The sequence below is a fragment of the Aeromicrobium sp. YIM 150415 genome, assembly GCF_016918125.1.
Lineage (GTDB): Bacteria > Actinomycetota > Actinomycetes > Propionibacteriales > Nocardioidaceae > Aeromicrobium > Aeromicrobium piscarium.
Window position 1 is genome coordinate 62,632 of record NZ_JAERWM010000019.1, and the last position, 23,057, is coordinate 85,688.

A 23,057-nucleotide genomic window follows, 5' to 3' on the forward strand; every position below is an offset into this window, starting at 1 on the left:
CAGCGACCGAGCGTAGCGAGACCACACTACGGAAACCTGATCTCGAAACATAACGGCCAACCCCACTCAACCACCGGAACATCGAGACCCGCCGGCCACGGACGACCACCGGCCCCCTCGCTGGTCGAGTGCGAGGGAGCGCCAGCGACCGAGCGTAGCGAGACCACATTGCGGAACGTGATCTCGATACGTGACGGCTATCTCCGCTCAGTCACCGGCGGGGCCGAGATCGCGGCGAGCGATGAGCTGCTCCTTGAGGATGTCGCCGTGGCCGCAGTGCTGGGCCAGCTCGCGCAGCACATGCAGGTAGACCCAGCGCAGCGGCAAGGGCCCACGCCGGTTGCCGGTGAGCACATCGTCCATCGTCAGGCCCTCGACGGCCGAGCGTGACCTCGCGACGGTCGCGCGGTACGCCTCCGCTACCGAGACGATCGTGTCCTCGGGGCACAGGTCGAAGGACTCGTCGGGTTCTGCCTGAAGCCCCAGCTCGGATCGGGAGCGGCCCGTGACCGCCTCCTCGAACCAGACCCGCTCGACGAAGATCGCATGCTTGACGAGGCCGAGCAGGGTCGTCTTGGAGGGCACCAGCACAGTGCGCGCCTCGCGCTCGTCGACCCCGTCCAGCAATCCCGCGAGCATCTGCCGGTGCTGATCGACGAAGGCCGCCAGCTGCACCTCGAGGGGCGCGTCGAAGACCTCCGGGGCGTCCGGATTCACCGGTCGGACGAGGAGTCGTCGGCCACCTCATCGACAGCGGACGGATCGGTGCTGAGCACCTCGGGCGAGTCCTGGGCACGCCGACGGGCCCACAGGAACAGGACCAGGCCGCCGGCGAAGACCAGGATCGTCGTCCAGATGTTCAACCGGAAGGGGCCGATGTGGTTGACGGTGTCGATCCGCAGAGCCTCGGTGACGAGGCGGCCCATCGTGTACAGCATCACGTAGAGCGCGAAGGCACGTCCGTGGGTCAGTCGATAGCGACGATCGAGCCACACGATCAGGGCGGCGGCCAGCAGATTCCAGATCAGCTCGTAGAGGAAGGTCGGATGGAAGGTCGCGAACTCCAGATATCCCTCGGGACGGAACTGCGGCGCGATCTCCAGACCCCAGGGCAGATCGGTCGGCCGACCGAAGAGCTCCTGATTGGCGTAGTTGCCGAGACGCCCGACTCCCTGGGCGACCAGCAGGCCCGGCGCCAGCGCATCGGCCACCGGCCAGAACGCCACCTTGTAGCGACGGCAGGCGATCCAGGCGCCCAGAGCGCCGAGGGCGATGGCACCCCAGATGCCGAGCCCGCCGTTCCAGATCTTGAGGGCGTCGAGCGGATCGCGCCCCTCGCCGAAGTAGAGCTGCGGGTCGGTGGCGACGTGATAGAGCCGGCCGCCGATGATGCCGAAGGGCACCGCCCAGATGGCGATATCGCCGATGGTGCCGGGCTTGCCGCCCTTGGCCCGATAGCGCCGCTCACCGATCCAGATCGCGAGGATCGCGCCGAGGATGATCGCCAGGGCGTACGCCCGGATCGGCAGAGGGCCGAGGTGCCAGACGTTCTCCGCGGGGCTCGGGATCGAGGCGATGATCATCGCTCCACCCCCGCGCGCAGATCGGCCACCAGCGCGCGCAGCGCGGCGAGGGCATCATCGGGTTCGTCGTGGTCGAGCAGACAGCGCACCAGCGCGGAGCCCACGATGACCGCATCGGAGAAGGCCGCGACCTCGTGGGCCTGCGCGCCGTTGCTGACGCCCAGGCCGACGCCGACCGGCTTGTCGGTGACCTCGCGCAGGCGGGCGACCAGCTCCGGGGCCAGGTTGCTGGTCTGCTCGCGCTGCCCGGTGACGCCCATCACCGCCGTGGCGTACACGAACCCGCTCGCGGCCTCGGCAGTCATGGCCAGCCGCTCGTCGGTGGAGGACGGAGCGACCAGGAACACCCGGGACAGCTCATGCGCCGTGGAGGCGGTGATCCATTCCTCGGCCTCGTCAGGAGTCATGTCGGGGGTGATGAGCCCCGCTCCCCCGACCGCGGCGAGGTCAGCGGCGAAACGCTCCACGCCGTAGCGTTCGACTGGATTCCAGTAGGTCATCACCACGGTCGGCGCGCCGGTGGCGGCACTCGCCTTCACGACATCGAACACGTCGCCGATGCGCGTACCCCCGGCGAGCGCGACATCGGCTGCCGCCTGGATCGTGGGACCGTCCATGACCGGATCGCTATAGGGCAGCCCGACCTCGACCAGGTCGACACCCGCGTCGACCATCGTCTCGATCGCCCGGATCGACAGGTCCTTGGAGGGGAACCCCGCGGGCAGATAGCCGACGAGCGCCGCGCGGTTCTCCGAGCGGGTGCGCTCGAACAGCGCGTCGATCGAGCTCATTCCTCGGTCCCTTCGTCGAGCACGACCGGCTCCTCGATGAGGCCGAAATACTGCGCCGCGGTGTGGACATCCTTGTCCCCGCGGCCGGAGAGGTTGACCAGGATCGTGGCATCGGAGCCCATCTCCTCGGCCAGCTCGATCGCCCCCGCGAGCGCGTGAGCGGACTCGATCGCCGGGATGATCCCCTCCGTGCGGCACAGCAGCTCGAATGCGGACATCGCCTGCGCGTCCGTCGCCGGTCGGTACTCGGCACGCCCGGTGGCGGCGAGATGCGCGTGTTCTGGGCCAACGCCCGGGTAGTCCAGTCCGGCCGAGATGGAGTGCGAGTCGAGGGTCTGGCCGTCCTCGTCCTGGAGCAGGTACGAGCGCGCCCCGTGCAGCACGCCGATATCGCCGCCGGTGATGGTGGCGGCGTGACGTCCGGTCTCGATGCCGTCGCCCCCGGCCTCGATGCCGACGAGGCGGACCTGCTCATCGGCCACGAAGCCGGTGAACAGGCCGATCGCATTGGATCCGCCGCCCACGCAGGCGACGGCGACGTCCGGCAACCGACCCAGCAGCTCCAACGACTGGGCCCGGGCCTCGTCGCCGATGCCGCGGGTCAGATCACGCACCATCGCCGGGAAGGGATGCGGGCCGGCAGCGGTGCCGAAGAGGTAGTGGGTCGTGTCGACCGTGCTGACCCAGTCGCGCAGAGCCTCGTTGATCGCATCCTTGAGGGTGCGGCTGCCGGTGGTGACCGGCACCACCTCGGCACCCAGCATCCTCATGCGGGCGACGTTGAGCGCCTGGCGCTCGGTGTCGACCTCGCCCATGTAGACGGTGCAGTCGAGGTCGAGGTAGGCGCAGGCGGTCGCCGAGGCCACTCCGTGCTGACCCGCGCCGGTCTCCGCGATCGCACGCGGCTTGCCGAGACGTTTGGCCAGCAGCGCCTGGCCGATGACATTGCGGATCTTGTGGGCCCCGGTGTGATTGAGATCCTCGCGTTTGAGCAGGATACGAGCCCCGACCGCCTCGGAGAATCGATGTGCCTCGTACAGCGGGCTGGGAACATTGGCGTACTCGCGCAGCATCCGCGCCAGCTCGGCCGTGAACGTGGGGTCGGCCTTCGCGTCCTCCCACGCCTCGGTGATCTCGTCGAGCGGGGCGATGAGCGCCTCGGGCATGAAGCGGCCGCCGAAACGGCCGAAATGGCCTCGGGCGTCGGGTTGGGCAGGGGGCGAGACGGTCATGGGCGTGCCTTCGGTGCGACGTGGAGCGGGACGGGAGAGCTCAGGACACGTGCCATCGGTGCTGCAGCGCCGGATGCTGGCCGGCGGCCACGAGATCCGCGACCGACTGGCGTGGGTTCTCTCCGCGCACGAGCGTCTCGCCCACCAGCACGACATCGGCACCGAAGCGCGCGTACTCGATGACATCGTGCGGGCCTCGGACGCCGGACTCGGCGACCTTGACGACGGAGTCCGGGATCTTGGGAGCGACCCGCTCGAAGGTGCCGCGGTCGACCTCCAGGGTCTTGAGATCGCGGGCGTTGACACCGATCAGATCGGCATCGGCCGCGACGGCCCGTTTGACCTCGTCCTCGTCGTGCACCTCCACCAGTGGGGTGAGACCGATCGAGCGCGCCCGCTCGATCAAGCTCTCCAGTGCCGGCTGCTCGAGTGCCGCGACGATCAACAGGGCCATATCGGCACCGGCGGCGCGCGCCTCCCACAGCTGATAGGACGTGGTGATGAAGTCCTTGCGCAGGACGGGGACGTCCACCGCCGCGCGGACCGCCTTCAGGTCGGCGATCGAGCCGTTGAACCGGCGCTCCTCGGTGAGCACGCTGATCGTGTGGGCACCGCCGCGCGCATAGTCCGCGGCGAGCGCGGCGGGATCGGTGATCGGGGCGAGATCGCCCTTGCTCGGGCTCGCTCGCTTGACCTCGGCGATGACCGAGACTCCGTCGGCGCGGTAGGCGGGCATCGGGTCGAGGGCCGGGTTCTGGCGTCCGGCACGCTCCTTGAGTTCCTCGATGGAGACCTGTGCCTGGCGGGCCTCCAGGTCGATGGCGACTCCGGCGAGGATGTCGTCCAGTACGGTCACGTCCATCCCCTCCTTTCGCGTGGTGACACCGGGGCGGTCCTCACCAGGGTAAACCCGCGCGATCGGCCCGGTCAGCGCGCCCCGTCGCCACGCGCGATCACCCGACACCAGACAGCGGGGCGCTTTCGCCCTAGGCTCGTCCTATGAGCACTCAGTACCCGCCGCCGGGCGGCGACCAGAACCCCAACGAGCCCTCGTCCGATCTGCCGTCCTACGGTTCCACCGAAGGCACGTCCGGCGGGTACCCACCGCCACCGCCGGGAGGAGGCTACAACGCTCCCGGTGGCTACGCAGCGCCCCAGGGCAACAACACCAAGGCATTGTGGTCGATGATCCTGGGCATCGTCTCGATCGTCTGCTGCGGCCTCTTCGCGGGCATCCCCGCGTTCATCCTCGCCCAGATGGCGCGCAAGGAGATCGCTCAGACCGGCCAGGGCGGTAGCGGCATGGCGACCGCCGGCTGGTGGCTCGGCCTCATCAGCATCGTGCTCTCGGCGATCTCGCTGGTGCTCTACGCGACCGGCGTGCTCACGTTCGACTTCAACTCCAGCACCACCTACTGACGACGACCGCACGAGGCCGGGAGGACCGAACGGCGGTCCTCCCGGCCTCGCCATGTTCAGGGCGCGAACCAGGCTCCCGCGGGGGTGAGCCGGAAGATCCAGAACGCCACGGCGATCGCCAACACGACCCAGGCCCAGGTGGCCGTCGAGGGCAGCAGCGCGACATCGCGCCCACGGGCCCGTCGCACGAGCCACACGCCCCACGCGAGGATCGCCGCGGCCACCAGCCCCAGCGCGAAGACATTGCTCGACACCGCGGCGGTCCACTCGCCGTCCGTGGCGAGGTTGATCGCTCGCAGGCCACCACACCCCGGACACGGGATGCCGGTCAAGAAGAGGAAGGGGCAGGTGCCGTAGGAGCCCTGCTGATGGGGATCGCGCAGGTGGAGCACGGCGATGGCGGTCGCCCCGACGGCGCCGGTGAGGAGTGGACCGCGCACCAACTGCCACCGGCTGCGCTGCGTTGTCGTCACGGTGGCCATGCCGTTCACTCTAGTACCCGGCCCAGTACCCGCTGAGTGTGACGTTTGGACGGTGAATTCGTGGATCCCGCCGTCCGAACGTTCCCCAAGCACTCCGCGGAGCGGAGGGGGAAAGGGCGGGACCCCCACACTCAGCGGGTGCTGGGGTCGGGATAAGGGCGTCAGTCACGGACGACGAGGGATCCGGCGATCAGGTCGTGCCACGTGCGGCGACGAGGATCGATGATCGCCCAGAGATAGGTGAGGAGGCACAGGGAACCGAGGATCCCCGCCGCCAGCCACCGCAGGACCCCGCGTGCGGCCCCGATGGGCTCTCCGCTGCGCGGATCGACCGTCGCCAGCCCCAGCGTGGACTTCGCGATCGAACGTCCGGTGCGGCCTTGCCGCAGGCCCTGGTTCCACAGCGACACGAGCAGCTGGACGATCACGCCGACGCCCAGCAACAGCAGCCCGATCGCGGGCGCGGACTCCAGGGCGACGGTGCCGTCCGTCTGCTCGGCCCAGGTGCCGCGCGTTCCCACGATCCACAGACCGGGCAACCAGGCGATCGCACCGGCCAGCACGGCCACCGCGAGATCGAGGATCCACGCTCCGACCCGGGTGGCCAGCGGGGCGAGCGCGAGCGGGGGCGCCGCGGACGGGCCCCCGGACATCAGTGCTGCTTCTGGCGGTCGATGCCGAGACCGGCCATCGACATGATCTTGCCCAGCGGGGCGGCACCGACGGCGAGCACGCAGCCGATCGTGAAGATCGTCCAGTTCGGCTCGGGGATCAGGGCCACCGCGCCCACGGTGAAACCGACGAGGCTCGTGATGACGGCGGTCCAGGCGGCGGGCGACGATCCGTGCGACATGTGCTGGCTCCTCGAGATGGGGGTCTGACGTCGGGCACAGCCTACTCGGTCGGGTCCCTGCCATCGTCGAATGCCTTCCACATGTCCGTCTCGTCCTCCGTGGTAGCCCGACCGGCGGGAGACTCGTAACGCGATGACATGGTCGGCCAGGCCCCGGCGAAACGCGCGGTCGCCGCACCGCAAGCAAAGGCGAGCGCCAGTGCCGCCGCGGTGGCCCACCGCCACGGCGAGACCGCGACATCACCGGGCGCGTTGTCGCCGGTGAACGACGCCGATTCGCGCACCGCCGACAAGACCGCACCGCTCACGGCATCGCCCGAGCCGGCCACCACCCAGACGAGACATCCCGCCGCGACGAGCGCGACGAGCACCCCGAGCACCTGCCGCACCCGGCGGGAACCAGCGAGCACCGCGAGCCCGGAGGCCAGGAGGACGATGCCGAGCGCCGACACGACGGGCATCGCCTCCGACCCGGTCACGGCGATCTGGTCCTCGGGGAGCCCTTCGGCCCGCACGACCGTCTCACCCCACGTGCGCGTGAGGCTGGCGAAGACGCCGGCCCCGGCCAGGACGAGGCCGAGGACCACGGGTGCGTAGAGACGGCGGGGGTTCATCGCAGCCGGTCGGCGTCGAAGCAGGTCGTGGCACCGGTGTGGCAGGCGGGTCCGACCTGGTCGACGACGATCAGCAGGGTGTCGCCGTCGCAGTCCAGCCGGACCTCGCGCACCGTCTGCGTGTGGCCGGAGGTCTCACCCTTGACCCAGTACTCCTGGCGGCTGCGGCTCCAGAAGGTGGAACGCCCGGTGGTGAGCGTGCGATGCAGGGCCTCGTCATCCATCCAGCCGAGCATGAGCACCGCACGGCTGGTGGCGTCCTGGACGACGGCCGGCACCAGGCCGTTGTCGTCGCGCTTCAGCCGGGCGGAGACCTGAGGGTCGAGGGAGGTCGAGGACACGGCATCCATTGTCCACCCTCCTCCTGACCCACTCTGCCCTCGGTGGATGACGGACCCTGGTCCGTTGCGCGGACGGCCGGTGCCGGTGCCGGTGCCGGTGCCGGTGCCGGTGCCGACGAAGGATGTGCTTCTGTGGTCGCCCCGGCTGCCGTGGAAGCACATCCTGCGTGGATCGTGGACGAAGGATGTGCATTCACGGTCGCCCTAGCAACCGTGGAAGCACATCCTTCGTCACCTCACGGCTCATGGACCCCCAGAGCGACCGACGGTTGACGACCCACCGCGATGTGTCCGCACCCGAGTCCGGTGAGCAGTCAACCACTCCCGGCGACGGAGGTTGACCACTCACCGCCCTGCTGCGGACGGGGACGGATGCTGAACGGTCACCTGTCGAGGGAGGCCTGAGCGACCCAGCTCGCGTGCAGACGCGCGTACACGCCCCCGGCGGACACCAGCTCGCGATGCGTTCCGTCCTCGACGAGCCGTCCCCCGTCGAAGACCAGCACCCGGTCGGCGTTCTCGGCCGTCGAGAGCCGGTGGGCGATCGTCACACTCGTGCGTCCGGCGAGCAACCGGTCCAGCGCGCGCGTGGCGCGGAGCTCGGTCTGCGGGTCGACCGCGCTGGTCGCCTCGTCGAGCACCAGCAGGTCGGGGTCGGCGAGAGCCGAGCGCACGAGTGCGACCAGCTGCCGCTCGCCCGCCGACAACGACTCGCCGCGCTGCCCCACCGGGGTGTCGAGGCCGCGCGGCAGGCCCGCGTACCAATCGGCCAGGCCGAGGGCCGCGATCGCCTGCTCCAACTCCTCGTCGCCGGCCTCGAACCGGCCGTAGCGCAGGTTCTCACCGAGCGTGGCATCGAACAGGAACCCCTCCTGCGGCACCATCAGCACGTGACGGCGCAGGTCGGCGAACCCGACCCTGCTGATGTCGACCCCGCTGAGCAGCACCTGTCCGTGAGTGGGATCCATCAGCCTGGTCAGCAGCTTGGCGAACGTGGTCTTGCCCGATCCGGTCTCCCCCACCACCGCCACACGTTGTCGAGCGGGGATGGCGACCTCGATGTCACGGAGCACGGGAGGCCCACCCGGGTAGGCGAACTCGACCTGCTCGAAGCGGGCATCGAGTTCGCCATCGGGGAGCCGGGTGCCGGACGATCCGGGATCGACGACATCGGCCGGGGTCTCCAGCAGCTCGATCACCCGACGCCAGGAGGCGATCGCGTTCTGCGCATCGGCGATCACCTGCGTGGCCTGCTGGGCGGGACCGGTGAACAGGCCGACCAGGAAGATGAACGCCACCACTGTGCCCATCGTCAGCTGGTCGAGCATGCCCAGCCACAGCCCGACGCCGAGCACCGCGGCATTGGCGATGCCGCCGACGATGATGGCCGAGCCGAAGGTGCCCGCCGTGATCGTCTGAGCGCGGACGTTGTTGCGGTAGTTGGTCCGCACCGCGTCATCGATGCGCTCCTGGGTGCGGTCCTCGACCCCGTAGGACCGCACCACGGCCGCGCCGACGACGGGCTCGGCGATGACCGCGAGCATGTCCGCGATGCTGGCACGCACGCGATCGTAGGCGCGCGACATCGCCGAGGCGAAGAAGCGCAGAGCGAGCACCAGCGGCACGAAGGCGACCATCACGACGAGGGTCAGCTGCCAGGACAGCGCCGCCATGACGACGAGGGCGACCAGCATCTGACCGACGCTGGTGATCATCATCATGCCGGCGAACTGCAGGAACTGGGAGATCTGGTCGACATCGGAGGTCACCCGGGACACCAGCGCGCCACGGCGCTGAGTGTTCTGCGTGAGCGTGGAGAGATCGTGCACGTGCCGGAAGGCCGAGATCCGCAGCTCGGCGAGGCCGCGCTCGGTCGAGGTGAAGATCCGCACCTTCGACCACCAGCCGGTGACCATGATCGCGACGATCACCACGGCGGCGATGCTTACGGACCTGATGATCGCGTCGGTGTCGACGCCGCCGCCTCCGGCGAGGCCGTCGTCGATCGCCCGGCGGACCACGAGCGGGATGATCGCTCCCCCGGCGGTGCTGATCAGAGCCAGCACCATCGTCAGTCCCAGACCGTCGGTGATCGAGGGCGACATGGACAGGCCACGGCGGATGACCTTCAGCCCGCCCTCGCGCGACTCACTCATGGTCGACCTCCTCACGTGCCTGGTCGTAGGCGTCGACGATGTTGCGATAGGCGCGCGAGCGCTCGCGGAGCTCGGCATGGGTTCCGCGGTCGGCGATCTTGCCGTCCGCGAGGAAGATGACCTCGTCGGCGAGGCCGATCGTCGCCTTACGGTAGGCGACGACGAGCACGGACGGCCCAGATCCGGACTCGCTGCGCTCGGCGAGGGCACGCAGGATGCGCTGCTCGACATCGGGATCCAGGGCGCTCGTCGCGTCGTCCATGACCAGCAGGCGCGGCTCGCGTACGAGTGCGCGGGCCAGGGCGATGCGCTGTCGCTGACCGCCGGACAAGCTCGTGCCGCGCTCGCCCAACTGCGTGTCGAGACCCTGCGGGAGCTCGGAGACGAAGCGATCGGCCTGGACATCGCGGAGCACCGACCAGATCCGGTCCTCGGGCACCTCGCGATCGAGGACGATATTGGCCCGCACGCTGTCATCGAAGAGGAAGGTCGACTGGGCCACCAGGGCCGCCGTGCCGGTGAGCGCCGCCTGCGAGAACTCCTGGACCCCGACTCCGTCGTAGCGCACCGCGCCGGCATCGGCGTCGACGAGCCGGGTGACCAATGAGGCAAGCGTGCTCTTGCCGCTGCCGGTCGCTCCGACCACGGCCACCACCCGGCCCGCGGGCACGCTGAAGTCGACATCGCGTAGCACCACGGTGTCCGGCTCGTCGGGATGGGCGTAGTCGAGTCCGGTCACGTCGAGGCGCACCGCGCCGCTGCCGGGCAGGGCGTGCTCGCCGTAGGCCATGTGGTCGTCATCGTCCAACACGCGACGCACCCGCTGCCAGCCGATGACGGCGCGCGGCAGTTCCCCGAGCACCCAGCCGAAGGACCGCACCGGCATGGCGACGACGGTGAACAGGAAAGCCACCTGGACCACGTCACCGGGTGCCGCGGCACCGCTGGCGATCCGCTGGGCTCCGACGCCGATGACCAGCAGGACCCCGAGATTGGGCAAGGCCTCGATCACCGGGTCGAACACGGCGCGCACCCGGCCGACCGCGACATTGGCGTCGCGGAGCCGCTCGCTGATCCGTGCGAAACGAGCCGTCTCGTCGCCCTCGCGGCCCAACGACTTCACCACGAGGGCGCCGTCGAAGGACTCGTGGGCGACGGACGAGACATCCCCGCGCAGGCTCTGCGCGAGGGCGAGTCGCGGCCCCTGCCAGCGCTGGTACACCGCGTTCACGGCGAACAGCAGCGGAAAGACGACCAGGCCGATGAGCGTGAGCACCGGATCGGCGGCCGCCATCGTGCCGATCGCGGCGAGGAGCATCGCGATGACGCCGAGCGCCATCGGCAGCGGCATGAACACGCTCCACGTCGCCTCGACATCGGCATTGGCATTGCTGAGCAGCTGCCCCGCCGGATGTCGGTGATGCCAGCGCAGTGGGAGCTGGAGGTACTGACGCGTGACCCGCAGCCGGTCGTCGCGCACGAGACGGTAGAACACGACCCCGCCCGCGAGCCGGCGCCCGATGACGCCGATCATCCGCAGCAGCGCCGCGGCGATGAACAGGACGATGCCGGTGTTGAGCGCTCCCCGTGCCACCTCGCCGTCGGCGAAGGACGGGGTGATGACGTGGTCGGTGGCCCATCCCAGCACCCAGGCGTCCGCGACCGTCATGACGCCGAAGAGCAGCGAGAGGATCACGGCGAGCGTGAACATCCACGGCTCGCGCCGGATGCCGACGCCCATGACGCCGAAGCCCCGGCGGGTCAGCTGACGGGTGTCACCGCTGCCGAGGGAGTCCAGCGAGGCATCAGCGGACATCGTGACCCGCTGAGCGCAGCGCCTCCTTGACCTGACCGACGGTGAGCTCCCCGAAGTGGAAGACGCTGGCGGCGAGGACCGCGTCGGCACCGGCGTCGACCGCGGGCGCGAAGTGCTCAGCACGTCCGGCACCGCCGGAGGCGATGAGCGGAACGTGCGTGGCCTCGCGAGCCGCGCTGATCATCGCCAGGTCGAAGCCCTGCTTGGTGCCATCGGCATCCATCGAGTTCAACAAGATCTCCCCTGCCCCCAGTTCGGTCGCGCGGCGCACCCACTCCACCGCGTCGATACCGGCTGAGCGGCGGCCACCGTGTGTGGTCACCTCGTAGCCGCTGGGCTGGTCAGGGCTACGCCTGGCGTCAACGCTCAGCACGAGCACCTGATTCCCGAAGCGATGGGCGATCTCCGCGATGACCTCGGGGCGGGCGATCGCGGCGGTGTTGATGCCGACCTTGTCGGCGCCCGCGCGCAGGAGGCGATCGACGTCCTCGGCGGTGCGGACCCCGCCGCCCACGGTGAGCGGGATGAAGACCTGCTCGGCGGTCTGACCGACGATGTCGTAGGTGGTGGAACGGTCCGAGCTCGATGCCGTGATGTCGAGGAAGGTCAGCTCGTCGGCGCCCTCGGCGTCGTAGACCCGAGCCATCTCGACCGGGTCGCCCGCATCGCGCAGATCGACGAAGTTGACGCCCTTGACGACGCGGCCGGCGTCGACGTCCAGGCAGGGGATCACGCGGACGGCTAGGCTCACAGTCCGAGACTATCGGTGCGAGCAGGAGGAACGATGAGGAAGGTCATGGCCCTCGCGGCCGCGGCACTGGTCCTGGCGGCGTGCGGCGACGGCGGCGGGGACGACGATCCCACGCCGACCACCCCCGCCCCCACCACCTCGGAGCCGAGCGAGGAGCCCTCGCCCGAGCCCAGCGAGGACGTGCCCGAGGCCAGTGAACTGCTCATCGCTCCGGGGTCGATCGGTGACGCGCGGGTCGGGATGACGATCGATGAGGCGCTCGCGACGGGACTCTTCGTCGACGAGGGACCCGAGCGATGCGAGGACGCGCCCGATCAGGGCCTCGACTGGAAGCCGCCCTTGAACGACACCTTCGATGTCTATGTCGCCGACGGCCGCATCGCCTCGATGGGTGTCAGCGCGGCCGGCCCGACGAATGCCGAGGATCTCGGGATCGGCAACACCCTCCTGGACTTCCGGGGCGTGTACGAGACCGCGGAGATGCGCGAGGCCGGCTACGGGCAGACCGGGCTCTTCCTGAGCGATGGCGACAACTGGCTCGGCATCCTCTTCGACGCGCCACTGGACACCATCGAGGAGACCACCGAGGTCACGTTCATGGAGGTCACCGGCAGCGACAGCCGCCCGAGCCTGCAGCGCGACGGCTGCTGACCTCGGGCAAGGGCGGTAGACCATCAACCTCTCGCCCACGTGAGCGGTAGACCCTCAACGCCATCGTCGATCGATGAGGTTGATGGTCTACCGCTGAAGGGCGGGGCTTCGGTCGGTCAGGCCTCGGCGACGGCGGCGAGCGCCTCGGGCAGCGTGAAGGAGCCGGCGTAGAGCGCCTTGCCGACGATCGCTCCCTCGACGCCGATATTCGTGAGCGAGGCGATCTGGCGCAGGTCCTCGACGCTGGAGACGCCGCCGGAGGCGACGACGGGCTTGTCGGTGCGCTCGCACACCAGCTGCAGCAGCTCGAGATTGGGGCCGCGGAGCGTGCCGTCCTTGGTGACATCGGTGACGACGTAGCGGGCACAGCCGTCCTGCTCCAGCCGATCGAGGACCTCGAAGAGGTCCCCGCCCTCGCGCGTCCACCCGCGGGCGGCGAGCTGCGTGCCCCGCACGTCGAGGCCGACGGCGATCCGGTCGCCGTATTCGGCGATCGCGCTCCGGCACCAATCGGGGTTCTCCAAGGCGGCCGTGCCGAGGTTGACTCGGCGGCAGCCCGTGGCGAGGGCCGCTTCGAGGGAGGCGTCGTCGCGGATGCCCCCGGAGAGCTCGACCTTGATGTCGAGGCGCCCCACGACCTCCGCGAGCAGCTCGCGGTTGTCCCCCTTGCCGAAGGCGGCATCGAGATCGACCAGGTGGATCCACTCGGCGCCGTCGTTCTGCCATTGCAGCGCCGCATCGAGGGGGGCGCCATAGGCGGTCTCGCTGCCGAGCTCGCCTTGCACCAGCCGGACGGCCTGACCGTCGGCGACATCGACCGCGGGGAGAAGTTCGAGAGTCACGCGCTCGATCGTATCGCCTGACCCGCCTCCGCCAACTTTTGGCCACTTGTGGCCCTTCAAACGGCCTAGGAAGGGCCACAAGTGGTCAAAAGTCGGGCCCGGAGGGGTAACTGTCCGCGATACGAGACGGCGACATAGAGTAGGCCGGTCGCCCCGAGGAGGAACGGTGAAGGCACCGCGCCACGAGAACGCCCACGACGAGATCGAGCCCAGCGCCGTGACGCTGCCGCATACGCCCGTCGAGGACCTCCTCGGCGTGCTGACCGGGACCTTTCTGGCCGCCTTCGGGCTGCACCTGCTGCACACCGCCGAGGCGGTGACGGGTGGCACCGCGGGTCTGGCGCTGCTGGTCACCTATGCGACACCGCTGCCCTTCGCGATCGTGTACGCGCTCGTCAACGTGCCCTTCTTCGCCCTCGCCGCGTGGAAGAAGGGATGGATCTTCACCGCCAAGTCCATCGCGGCGGTCGCCCTCGTATCGGGATTCGCGGAGATGCACGCGCGCCTGCTGCCGCTGCCCGAGATCGGACTGGCCTATGCGGCCATCGCCGGCAACCTGCTCGCCGGTGTCGGACTCCTCATCCTCTTCCGGCACGGGGCGAGCCTCGGCGGATTCAACGTGCTGGCGCTCATCGCGCAGGAACGGTTGGGGCTGCGCGCGGGCTATGTGCAGATGGGGCTCGACACCGCTGTGGTGATCGCCGCCCTGGCGGTGGTGCCACTCGGCAATGTCGCGCTCTCCGCGGTCGGAGCGGTGGTCCTGAACATCGTGCTGGCCTTCAACCACCGGCCCGAGCGCTACAGGGCCTGATCGAGTCGGATCAGAGCGTCGCGATCCAGTTCTCGAGCAGACGGCGGCCCGCATCGGCGGACTTCTCCGGGTGGAACTGGGTCGCCCACAGCGGGCCGTGCTCGACCGCGGCCACGAATCGATCCGGCGGATAGGACGTCCAGGTGGCGCTCGGCGGCGCGAGGGGCCCGTCCGCGGTCACCTCCCACCGCCGCACGCCGTAGGAGTGCACGAAGTAGAACCGCTCGCTCTCGATGCCGGCGAACATCCGCGAGCCCTCGGGGGGCTCCACCGTGTTCCAGCCCATGTGCGGCACGATCTCGGCCTGAAGGCGCTCGACCGTTCCCGGCCACTCCCCACAGCCGCGGGTGCGTACCCCGTGCTCGATCCCCTCGGCGAAGAGGATCTGCATGCCCACGCAGATGCCCAGCACCGGGCGTCCCGCGATCAGTCGGCGTTCGATGATGCGCTCGCCGCCGACCGCTCGGAAACCCTCCATGCACGCGGCGAACGCCCCCACACCCGGCACGAGCAACCCGTCGGTCTGTTCGGCGATGGCCGGATCCGAGGTCAGCTCGACCTGGGCCCCCGCCCGCTCGACCGCGCGGACCGCCGACCGCAGATTGCCCGACCCGTAGTCGAGCACCGCGACGGTCGGCCCCCCCGATGTCACAGCACGCCTCCGGCGTTCCTCTGGGTGATCGAGTAGCCCCGTCCGCTCCGCGGGCGCGGCGTATCGAGATTCACAGCACGCCTCCGGCGTTCCTCTGGGTGATCGAGTAGCCGCGAGGCACGAGCGGCGTATCGAGATTCACAGCACGCCTCCGGCGTTCCTCTGGGTGATCGAGTAGCCCCGTCCGCTCCGCGGGCGCGGCGTATCGAGATTCACAGCGCGCCCTTCGTGCTGGGGACGCCGGTCTCGCGCGGGTCGAGGGCGATCGCCTCGCGCAGGGCACGCGCGAGGGCCTTGAACTGGGCCTCGGCGATGTGGTGCGGATCGCGCCCACCCAGCAGCGTCATGTGCAGGGTGATGCCGGCGTGGTGCGCGATCGACTCGAAGACGTGTGCGGTCAGCGAGCCGATGTACCGGTCGCCGATCACCGCGGTGATCTGACGCTCGGGTTCCCCGCTGTGCACGAAGTACGGGCGGCCCGACACGTCCACGACGCAGGCGGCGAGCGCCTCGTCGAGTGGGATCGTGGCATTGCCGTAGCGACGGATACCGGACTTGTCGCCCAATGCCTCGCGGAGCGCGTCGCCGATGACGATCGCCGTGTCCTCGACCGTGTGGTGCGCATCGATGTGCAGGTCGCCCTCGGTGCGGACCGTGAGGTCGATCAGTGAGTGCCGCGCCAGCGCCGTCAGCATGTGGTCGTAGAAGCCCACGCCCGTGCTGATGTCGGCGCGGCCGGTGCCGTCGAGGTCGAGCTGCACGGAGACGCGGCTCTCCGATGTCTGACGCTCGATAGTGGCGGTGCGATTGCTCACCGGGGATCGACCTCCGAAAGTGCGGTGTAGAAAGCGTTCATCTCCTCGGGCGTGCCGACCGAGACGCGCAGCCAACCCTCGGGACCAGTCTCCCGGATCAGCACGCCGCGGTCCACGAGACCCTGCCATACGGCGTGCCGGTCGGCGAAACGCCCGAACAGCACGAAGTTGGCATCGGACTCGGCGACCTCGTGTCCCCTGCCGCTCAGCCACGCGGACAGCTCGTCGCGAGCGGCGCGCAGGGCCTCGACCTGAGCCAGGAGCTCGTCGCGGTGGCGCAGGGCCGCGAGCGCCGTCGCCTGGGTCACGGCGGACAGGTGGTAGGGCAGGCGGACGATGCGCAGCGCGTCGATGATCGCCGCATCGGCGGCCGCGTAGCCGAGCCGGCCGCCCGCGAGCGCGAAGGCCTTGCTCATCGTGCGGCTGACGATCAGGCGCGGGTGGGCCGCCAGCAGCTCCAGCGCCGTCGGCGTGCCCTCGCGGCGGAACTCCGCGTACGCCTCGTCGACGACGACGACGCCGGGAGCGACGGCCAACACCGCCTCGACGGTCGACAACGGCAGCGCCGTCCCGGTCGGGTTGTTCGGCGAGGTGAGCAGCACGACATCGGGACGCTCGGCCTCGACGAAGGCCACCGCCCGATCGGGGTCGACGGTGAAGTCCTGCTCGCGCGGGGCGGTGATCCAGCGCGTGTGCGTGTCGCGCGCATACTCCGGATACATCGAGTACGTCGGCGCGAACGACACCGCGGTGCGGCCGGGTCCGCCGAAGGCCTGCAGGATCTGCAACATGACCTCATTGGAGCCGTTCGCCGCCCAGACCCGCTCGGCGCTGAGACCGTGACCGAGGTAGTCCGCGAGCGCTTCGCGCAGCGCCGTCGCTTCGCGGTCGGGGTAGCGATTCAGACCGAGAACGGCCTCACGCACCGCGGCTGCGATATCGTCCGCGATCGCCGCGCTCGGCGCGTACGGGTTCTCGTTGACATTGAGCATGATGACATCGGCGAGCTGCGGAGCTCCGTAGGGCTCGTAGGGGCGCAGATCGTCGCGGATCGGCACCCAGGAGGGCAGGGGCATGTCAGCGCTCCGTCCGGATCGAGACCGCGGCGCCGTGCGAGGGCAGGTCTTCGGCCTCGGCGAGGGTGACGACTTTGCCCCCCACCTCGTGGAGCGCCTCGGCGGAGTAGGTGACGACGTGCATGTTCTTGCAGAAGGCCCGCACGGAGAGCCCCGAGGAGTGGCAGGCGCAGCCCGCCGTCGGCAGCACGTGGTTCGAGCCGGCGGCGTAGTCGCCGAGCGAGACCGGCGTGAAGTCGCCGACGAAGACGGCGCCGGCGTTGACGATACGGGCCGCGACGGCAGAAGCGTCGCGGGTCTGGATCTCCAGGTGTTCAGCGGCATAGGCATTGGCGACGTCGATCGCCTGATCGACATCGCGCACCAGCACCGTCGCCGACTGCCGGCCCCCCAGAGCGGTGGAGATCCGCTCCTGGTGCTTGGCCTCCGGCACCTGCCGGGTCAGCTCGGCGTCGACGGCCTCCGCGAGGGCCTCGCTGTCGGTGATCAGCACGCTCGCGGCGAGCGGATCGTGCTCGGCCTGGCTGATCAGATCCGCCGCGACATAGGCGGCATCGGCGGAGTCGTCGGCGATGATCGCGATCTCCGTGGGACCGGCCTCGGAGTCGATCGCCACCGTCCCCTGCAGATAGCGCTTCGCCGCGGCCACGAAGATATTGCCCGGGCCGGTGACGAGGTCGACGCTCGGGCAGTCCTCGGTGCCGTAGGCGAACATGGCGAGCGCCTGCGCTCCCCCGGCGGCATAGACCTCGTCGATGCCCAGCAGGGCGCAGGCGGCGAGGATCGTGGGGTGCGGCAGGCCGCCGAAGTCGGCCTGCGGCGGGCTGGCCAGGGCGATGCCCGGAACGCCGGCGACCTGGGCGGGCACCGCGTTCATGATCACCGTGCTGACCAGCGGCGCCAATCCACCCGGAACGTACAGTCCGACGCGCTGCATCGGCACGATCCGGCGCTCGACGCGGGCGCCCGGCGCCACCTCGGTGGTGACGGACTCCTCCAGCTCAGCCTCACACGTCGTGCGGAGCCGGGTGATCGACTCCTCCAGCCCCGCGCGGATCCGCGGATCGAGCTCCGCGAGCGCCCGTTCCATCGTCTCGGCCGGGACACGGAGCCGGTCGGGGCGGACGCGATCGAATCGTTCGCCCGCCTCCAGGACGGCGACCGATCCGCGCTCGCGCACGTCGGCGCAGATCGGTGCGACGGCGGCCAGCGCATGCTCGACATCGACCTCCGCGCGCGGCACCGCGTGGCGGTACTCGGCCGGGGTCGAGGGGTCGGCGGAGCGCAGGTCCAGACGTCGAAGGTTCACGGCAGAAGTCTACGGAACGGCGGCACCGCCAGACCTCGCCCCGCCACCGGGCCCCGGGGGGGGGGGGGGGGGGGGGGGGGGGGGGGGGGGGGGGGGGGGGGGGGGGGGGGGGGGGGGGGGGGGGAGGCGGGGGGGGGGGGGGCGCGGCGGCGGCCCCCCCCCCCCGCCCCGCGCCCCCCCCCGGCCCGCCCCGCCCCCCCCCCCCCCCCCCCCCCCCCCCCCCCCCCCCCACCACTCGCGGGCACGATCGCACCACTCGCGGACGAGGTCAGCCGCGACGTCTACGGTGGGCGGATGGCCAAGAAGACGAGCCCGGAGAGCACGCCTGGTTTCCTCGCGCTGCGACGCGCTGGGGTGCGCGCCACCGCGCACTCCTATGAGCACGATCCGCGGGCGGAATCCTTCGGTCTCGAGGGGGCCCAAGCGCTCGGACTCGACCCGGCCCGCGTGTTCAAGACCCTGGTGATCGACCTCGGCGGGAGTCTCGCGGTGGCGGTGGTCCCCGTGTCTGCTCGACTGGACCTCAAAGCGACTGCGGCGGCACTGGGAGCGAAGCGCGCGACGATGGCCGACCCGGAGGCCGCGCAGCGAGCGACCGGCTACGTGGTCGGCGGAATCTCGCCCTTCGGCCAGCGCACGCGGCTGCGGACGGTGGTCGACGAGAGCGTCACCGGCTGGCCGACCGTCTTCGTGTCCGGCGGACGCCGCGGGCTCGAGGCCGAGGTGTCACCGAACGATCTGATCGGCGTCACCGACGCCGTCGTCGCTGCCATCGCCCGCTGAGTCGCGCGGGGCGGCGGGACGCACGTAGACCGAGGCGGCCAGCCCCAATAGCCCGCCGATGACCCACGACAACATCGGCGAGAAGGCATCGAGGGTGAAGCGCAGCGGGACACGGTCACCGACCTCGATGCCCGTGACACCGGCCGGGTCCGGCGGCCCGAAGGCCAGCCCGACGCGCGAGCAGAGCAGCCCGGCCACGAGACCCGCGACCACCACGAGTGGCACGAGGATCCAGCCGTCCTGCGTGCGCCACCGCTCGACCGCCCAGCCGCCGATCAGACCTGCGACTCCCCCGATCACCACGAACCAGGCGACGATCCCGAACTGGTGACCCGCCGCGGCCTCATCGAGCACCAGTCCTTGTTCGGTGTACAGCCACTGCGCCGGCTGGGCGATCAGCAACCACAAGAATCCGCTGGCGATCCCCGCCAACGCCGCGAGGACGACGACCAGCAAGGCAGCACTGAGCCGGGTCCTGGTCATCCGAGGCATCCGGGGCCGAGCAGCTCCTTGAGATCCGCGAACAGCGCCGAGCTGGTCGACACGCGTAACGAGGTGTCCAATCGCATGGTCTTGACGGTGTCACGGCCGGCCAAGCGCAGATGCACCTCCGTCACCCCCGGATGCGAGGCGAGCACGCTCTTGAACGAGGACACCGTCTCCGGTGTGCACAGCCCGACCGGCATCGTCACCGTCAGCGGAGCATCCGTCCGGCCCTGGGTCATGGAGGGACGGGTGATCTCCTGGGCCGAGAGGTCGATGCCGTCGTCACCGCGTCGTAGCCGTGCTTTGACCACCACGACCGAGTCCGGAACGAGCACCGGGGCCGCGAGATTGTAGGCCGCCGGGAAGACCATGACATCGACCGAGCCCTCGAGGTCCTCGATCGTGACCGATGCCCACGTATCGCCCTTCTTGGACAAGCGGCGCTGCACATTGGTGATGAGACCGCAGATCTTGACCGAGGTGCCGTCGGGGCGCTCGGTGTCCTCGATCAGGTCGCCGACCGAGACATCGCTGCTGGCCCGCAGGACGTGCTCGAGCCCCGCCAGCGGGTGATCGGACACATACAGCCCGAGCATGTCGCGTTCGAAGCTCAACAGCTGTGTCTTGTCCCACTCGCCGACATCGGGCAGGACGATACTGACGACCTTCTGATCGTCCTCCCCTCCACCGAACAGCGAGTCCTGGAACTCCGAGCCCTTCTTGAGCGCGGCGTAGCTGTCGACCGCCTCCTCGGCGACCGCGTTGAGCGCCCTTCGCCGGTGGTTCAGCGAGTCGAACGCCCCGGCCTTGATCAGCGAGTCGACGAGCCTCTTGTTGCAGACCTGCCCGGGCACCTTGTCCAGGAAGTCCGTGAAGCTCGTGTAGTGCCCCTTCTCCCCGCGCGTGCGCACCATCTCGTTGACGACATTGGTGCCGACATTGCGGACCGCCGTCAGACCGAAGCGGATATCGGTGCCGACGGTGGTGAAGTTCTGGAAGGACTCGTTGACATCGGGGGGCAGCACCTTGATGCCGAGCCGACGGCACTCGCCGAGATAGATGGCCGACTTGTCCTTATCGCCCTTGACGCTGGTGAGCAGCGCGGCCATGTACTCGGCCGGATAGTGCGCCTTCAGGTAGGCGGTCCAGTAGGACACCACGCCGTAGGCGGCCGAGTGGGCCTTGTTGAAGGCGTAGTCGGCGAAGGGGACGAGGATGTCCCAGAGCGTCTTGATGGCCTCCTTGGAGAAGCCCTTCTCCATCATGCCGCCCTCGAAGCCCACGAACTCCTTCTGCAGGACCTCGCGCTTCTTCTTGCCCATCGCGCGGCGCAGGTTGTCGGCTTGTCCGAGCGTGTAACCGGCCAGCTCCTGCGCGATACTCATGACCTGCTCCTGATACACGATCAGGCCGTAGGTGGTGCCGAGGATGGGCTTGAGCGCCTCGGTGAGTTCGGGGTGGATGTAGTCGATCTTCTGCCGGCCGGTCTTGCGCTTGGCGTAGTTGGTGTGGCTGTCCGCGCCCATCGGGCCGGGACGGTACAACGCGATGACGGCCGAGATGTCCTCGAAGTTGTCCGGCTGCATCATGCGCAGCAGCTGGCGCATGGGGCCGCCGTCGAGCTGGAAGACGCCGAGGGTGTCGCCGCGGCCGAGCAGCTTGTAGGTCTCGGGATCGTCGAAGGGGATGTCCTCGAGCACCAGTTCGTGCTCGCGGTTGGCCTTGATGTTCTCGACCGCGTCGTCGAGGACGGTCAGGTTGCGCAGGCCCAGGAAGTCCATCTTGACCAGCCCGAGCGACTCGCACATCGGGTAGTCGAACTGGGTGATGATCGCGCCGTCCTGCTCGCGCTTCATGATCGGCACGATGTCGAGCAGCGGCTCGCTGCTCATGATGACGCCGGCGGCGTGCACGCCCCACTGGCGGATCTGGCCCTCCAACCCGAGCGCGACCTCGAAGACCTTGCGGACATCGGGGTCGTTCTGGTGCAGCTCGCGGAAGTCCTTGCCGTCGCCGTATCGGCTGTGCTTCTCGTTGAACAGCTCCGACAGGGGCACCCCCTTGCCCATGACATCGGCCGGCAGCGCCTTGGTGATCTTCTCGCCCATCGCGAAGGGATAGTCGAGCACCCGCGAGGCGTCCTTGATCGCGGCCTTGGCCTTGAGCCGGCCGAAGGTGGCGATCTGCGCGACGCGATCGGAGCCGTACGCATCGGTGACGTACTGGATGACCTCGCCGCGCCGACGCTCGTCGAAGTCGATGTCGAAGTCGGGCATCGAGGGGCGTTCGGGGTTGAGGAAGCGCTCGAAGATCAACCCATGCCGCAAAGGGCACAGATCGGTGATGCGCAGCGCGTAGGCGGCGATCGATCCGGCACCCGAGCCACGGCCCGGCCCCACGCGGATGCCGTTGTCCTTGGCCCACTGGATGAAGTCGGCGACCACCAGGTAGTACCCGCAGTAGCCCTTGGTGCGGATGACCTCGAGCTCCTTCTCGGTGCGCTCGCGTACGTCATCGGAGAAGTCGTCTCCGTAGCGCGCCCGGATGCCGTTCCAGACCTCCTTGACGAACCAGGACTCCTCGGTCTCGCCCTCGGGGATCTTGGCGCGCGCCATGTAGCCGCCGGTGGACTCGGTGAAGTCGATATCGCAACGCTCGGCGATGAGGAGGGTGTTGTCGCACGCCTCCTTCATGTCGTAGGTGTCCTCCCAGATCTCGCGCATCTCGGCGGCCGACTTGATGTAGTAGCCGCCGCCGTCGAACTTGAGGCGCTTGGGATCGCTGAGCGTCTTGCCCGAGGCGATGCAGATCAGCGCATCGTGGGCCTGGGCATCGTCGGGCTGGGTGTAGTGCGAGTCATTGGTGGCCACCGGTGGGATGCCGAGCTCACGGCCCAGGCGGAGGAGATCGTCGCGGACCACCTTCTCGATCCCGAGGCCGTGATCCATCAGCTCCAGGAAGAAGTTCTCCTTGCCGAAGATCTCCTGGTACTCCCCCGCGGCGCGGCGGGCCTCCTCGTACTGCCCGAGCCGCAATCGGGTCTGGACCTCGCCGGACGGGCAGCCCGTCGTGGCGACGATGCCCGAGGCGTACTCCTGCAGCAGCTCGCGGTCGGCGCGCGGCTTGTAGTAGAAGCCTTCCTGGCTCGACCGCGAGGAGATGCGGAACAGGTTGTGCATGCCCTCGGTACTCGTCGCGAGCATGGTCATGTGCGTGTAGGCACCGCCGCCGGCGACGTCATTGCCGTTCTCCTCGGCGGTGTCTCCCTTGCCCCACCGGACCCGGCGGCGCTCGCCGCGATGCGTGCCCGGTGTGAGGTAGGCCTCCATGCCGATGATCGGCTTGACCCCGTGATCGCGGGCCTTGGACCAGAAGTCATAGGCACCGTGGACATTGCCGTGGTCGGTCATCGCGATGGCCGGCATCCCCAGCTCGGCGGTCCGTTCGAACAGCCCGTCGAGCAACGCGTGCCCGTCGAGCATCGAGTACTCGGTATGGACGTGCAGGTGCACAAAGCTCGAGTTGCTCGGCATCGCGGTGGTGGCCTCCAGACATGACGTGGCTCGGTGCCCACGGGGGCGGCGTCGGGGAAGG

At 69.5% G+C, this 23,057-nt stretch carries 24 protein-coding genes; 4 read left to right on the top strand and 20 right to left on the bottom strand.

The window, feature by feature from the left end:
- Positions 1 to 207 precede the first annotated feature (207 nt).
- The 5 genes from JL108_RS12560 to trpC are packed head-to-tail and all read right to left on the bottom strand — an operon-like array spanning position 208 to position 4,462.
- Positions 208 to 717, bottom strand: coding sequence for a DinB family protein (locus tag JL108_RS12560; RefSeq protein WP_307837258.1), 510 nt, complete (start codon positions 715 to 717; stop codon positions 208 to 210).
- Entirely contained in the window at positions 714 to 1,583 is an 870-nt protein-coding gene (gene lgt / locus JL108_RS12565) for a prolipoprotein diacylglyceryl transferase (protein ID WP_205198604.1), read from the bottom strand. The genes JL108_RS12560 and lgt overlap by 4 nt, the downstream gene beginning before the upstream one ends.
- Entirely contained in the window at positions 1,580 to 2,374 is a 795-nt protein-coding gene (gene trpA / locus JL108_RS12570) for a tryptophan synthase subunit alpha (protein WP_205198605.1), read from the bottom strand. Before trpA ends, lgt begins: the two co-directional genes overlap by 4 nt.
- On the bottom strand, positions 2,371 to 3,606 hold the full coding sequence (gene trpB / locus JL108_RS12575) for a tryptophan synthase subunit beta (RefSeq protein ID WP_143913163.1): 1,236 nt from the start codon (positions 3,604 to 3,606) through the stop codon (positions 2,371 to 2,373). The genes trpA and trpB overlap by 4 nt, the downstream gene beginning before the upstream one ends.
- Before the next feature lie 40 nt (positions 3,607 to 3,646).
- A complete protein-coding gene (gene trpC / locus JL108_RS12580) occupies positions 3,647 to 4,462 on the bottom strand; it encodes an indole-3-glycerol phosphate synthase TrpC (RefSeq protein ID WP_205198606.1) in 816 nt (271 codons plus the stop codon).
- 143 nt (positions 4,463 to 4,605) lie between these two features.
- Between trpC and JL108_RS12585 the strand changes: the two genes are divergently transcribed.
- Positions 4,606 to 5,025, top strand: a complete 420-nt coding sequence (locus JL108_RS12585) for a DUF4190 domain-containing protein (RefSeq protein ID WP_185973071.1) — start codon at positions 4,606 to 4,608, stop codon at positions 5,023 to 5,025.
- A 56-nt stretch (positions 5,026 to 5,081) separates the two neighbouring features.
- On the opposite strand, the gene JL108_RS12590 is transcribed toward JL108_RS12585, so the two are convergent.
- The 8 genes from JL108_RS12590 to hisF form a co-directional block, all read right to left on the bottom strand.
- Positions 5,082 to 5,507, bottom strand: a complete 426-nt coding sequence (locus JL108_RS12590) for a DUF2752 domain-containing protein (protein ID WP_205198607.1) — start codon at positions 5,505 to 5,507, stop codon at positions 5,082 to 5,084.
- A gap of 161 nt (positions 5,508 to 5,668) precedes the next feature.
- Positions 5,669 to 6,160, bottom strand: coding sequence for an RDD family protein (locus JL108_RS12595; RefSeq protein WP_205198608.1), 492 nt, complete (start codon positions 6,158 to 6,160; stop codon positions 5,669 to 5,671).
- Complete coding sequence (locus tag JL108_RS12600) at positions 6,160 to 6,360, bottom strand: HGxxPAAW family protein (RefSeq protein WP_087623686.1); 201 nt, start codon at positions 6,358 to 6,360, stop codon at positions 6,160 to 6,162. Before JL108_RS12600 ends, JL108_RS12595 begins: the two co-directional genes overlap by 1 nt.
- 41 nt (positions 6,361 to 6,401) lie before the next feature.
- Positions 6,402 to 6,974, bottom strand: a complete 573-nt coding sequence (locus JL108_RS12605) for a Trp biosynthesis-associated membrane protein (RefSeq protein ID WP_205198609.1) — start codon at positions 6,972 to 6,974, stop codon at positions 6,402 to 6,404.
- On the bottom strand, positions 6,971 to 7,315 hold the full coding sequence (gene hisI / locus JL108_RS12610) for a phosphoribosyl-AMP cyclohydrolase (RefSeq protein ID WP_374190850.1): 345 nt from the start codon (positions 7,313 to 7,315) through the stop codon (positions 6,971 to 6,973). Before hisI ends, JL108_RS12605 begins: the two co-directional genes overlap by 4 nt.
- Before the next feature lie 383 nt (positions 7,316 to 7,698).
- The gene (locus JL108_RS12615) at positions 7,699 to 9,471 is read right to left on the bottom strand and encodes an ABC transporter ATP-binding protein (RefSeq protein WP_205198611.1); all 1,773 of its coding nucleotides are present in this window, start codon (positions 9,469 to 9,471) and stop codon (positions 7,699 to 7,701) included.
- Positions 9,464 to 11,287, bottom strand: a complete 1,824-nt coding sequence (locus JL108_RS12620; protein WP_143913156.1) for an ABC transporter ATP-binding protein — start codon at positions 11,285 to 11,287, stop codon at positions 9,464 to 9,466. The genes JL108_RS12615 and JL108_RS12620 overlap by 8 nt, the downstream gene beginning before the upstream one ends.
- Positions 11,277 to 12,038: an imidazole glycerol phosphate synthase subunit HisF gene (hisF, locus tag JL108_RS12625; RefSeq protein WP_205198612.1), complete on the bottom strand. Its 762-nt coding sequence runs from the start codon at positions 12,036 to 12,038 to the stop codon at positions 11,277 to 11,279. The genes JL108_RS12620 and hisF overlap by 11 nt, the downstream gene beginning before the upstream one ends.
- A 33-nt stretch (positions 12,039 to 12,071) precedes the next feature.
- Between hisF and JL108_RS12630 the strand changes: the two genes are divergently transcribed.
- Positions 12,072 to 12,689, top strand: a complete 618-nt coding sequence (locus JL108_RS12630) for a hypothetical protein (protein WP_143913154.1) — start codon at positions 12,072 to 12,074, stop codon at positions 12,687 to 12,689.
- Positions 12,690 to 12,805: 116 nt separating this feature from the next.
- Here the strand turns inward: JL108_RS12630 and priA are convergent, their stop codons facing one another.
- Entirely contained in the window at positions 12,806 to 13,531 is a 726-nt protein-coding gene (priA, locus tag JL108_RS12635; protein WP_143913153.1) for a bifunctional 1-(5-phosphoribosyl)-5-((5-phosphoribosylamino)methylideneamino)imidazole-4-carboxamide isomerase/phosphoribosylanthranilate isomerase PriA, read from the bottom strand.
- 166 nt (positions 13,532 to 13,697) lie between these two features.
- Here priA and JL108_RS12640 point away from each other — a divergent pair, with 166 nt between their 5' ends.
- Positions 13,698 to 14,342: a YitT family protein gene (locus JL108_RS12640; protein WP_205198613.1), complete on the top strand. Its 645-nt coding sequence runs from the start codon at positions 13,698 to 13,700 to the stop codon at positions 14,340 to 14,342.
- Positions 14,343 to 14,352: 10 nt separating this feature from the next.
- On the opposite strand, the gene hisH is transcribed toward JL108_RS12640, so the two are convergent.
- The 4 genes from hisH to hisD all read right to left on the bottom strand — a co-directional run bounded on the left by hisH (position 14,353) and on the right by hisD (position 18,194).
- Positions 14,353 to 14,994 carry an imidazole glycerol phosphate synthase subunit HisH gene (gene hisH, locus JL108_RS12645; protein ID WP_205198614.1) on the bottom strand — a complete coding sequence of 214 codons (642 nt, stop codon included), beginning with the start codon at positions 14,992 to 14,994 and terminating at the stop codon, positions 14,353 to 14,355.
- 212 nt (positions 14,995 to 15,206) lie between these two features.
- Positions 15,207 to 15,809: an imidazoleglycerol-phosphate dehydratase HisB gene (hisB, locus tag JL108_RS12650; RefSeq protein ID WP_205198615.1), complete on the bottom strand. Its 603-nt coding sequence runs from the start codon at positions 15,807 to 15,809 to the stop codon at positions 15,207 to 15,209.
- Positions 15,806 to 16,885 (bottom strand): histidinol-phosphate transaminase, encoded by a 1,080-nt coding sequence (locus tag JL108_RS12655; RefSeq protein ID WP_205198616.1) that lies wholly within the window; start codon positions 16,883 to 16,885, stop codon positions 15,806 to 15,808. The genes hisB and JL108_RS12655 overlap by 4 nt, the downstream gene beginning before the upstream one ends.
- Position 16,886: 1 nt before the next feature.
- Positions 16,887 to 18,194 carry a histidinol dehydrogenase gene (hisD, locus tag JL108_RS12660; protein WP_205198617.1) on the bottom strand — a complete coding sequence of 436 codons (1,308 nt, stop codon included), beginning with the start codon at positions 18,192 to 18,194 and terminating at the stop codon, positions 16,887 to 16,889.
- 294 nt (positions 18,195 to 18,488) lie between these two features.
- On the opposite strand from hisD, the gene ybaK reads away from it, so the two are divergent.
- On the top strand, positions 18,489 to 18,977 hold the full coding sequence (gene ybaK / locus JL108_RS12665) for a Cys-tRNA(Pro) deacylase (protein WP_205198618.1): 489 nt from the start codon (positions 18,489 to 18,491) through the stop codon (positions 18,975 to 18,977).
- Here ybaK and JL108_RS12670 read toward each other — a convergent pair.
- Both JL108_RS12670 and dnaE read right to left on the bottom strand, forming a co-directional pair.
- Entirely contained in the window at positions 18,921 to 19,460 is a 540-nt protein-coding gene (locus tag JL108_RS12670; protein ID WP_205198619.1) for a hypothetical protein, read from the bottom strand. The two genes, ybaK and JL108_RS12670, sit on opposite strands and share 57 nt — an antisense overlap.
- Positions 19,457 to 22,996 (bottom strand): DNA polymerase III subunit alpha, encoded by a 3,540-nt coding sequence (gene dnaE, locus JL108_RS12675; RefSeq protein WP_205198620.1) that lies wholly within the window; start codon positions 22,994 to 22,996, stop codon positions 19,457 to 19,459. The genes JL108_RS12670 and dnaE overlap by 4 nt, the downstream gene beginning before the upstream one ends.
- Positions 22,997 to 23,057 lie beyond the last annotated feature (61 nt).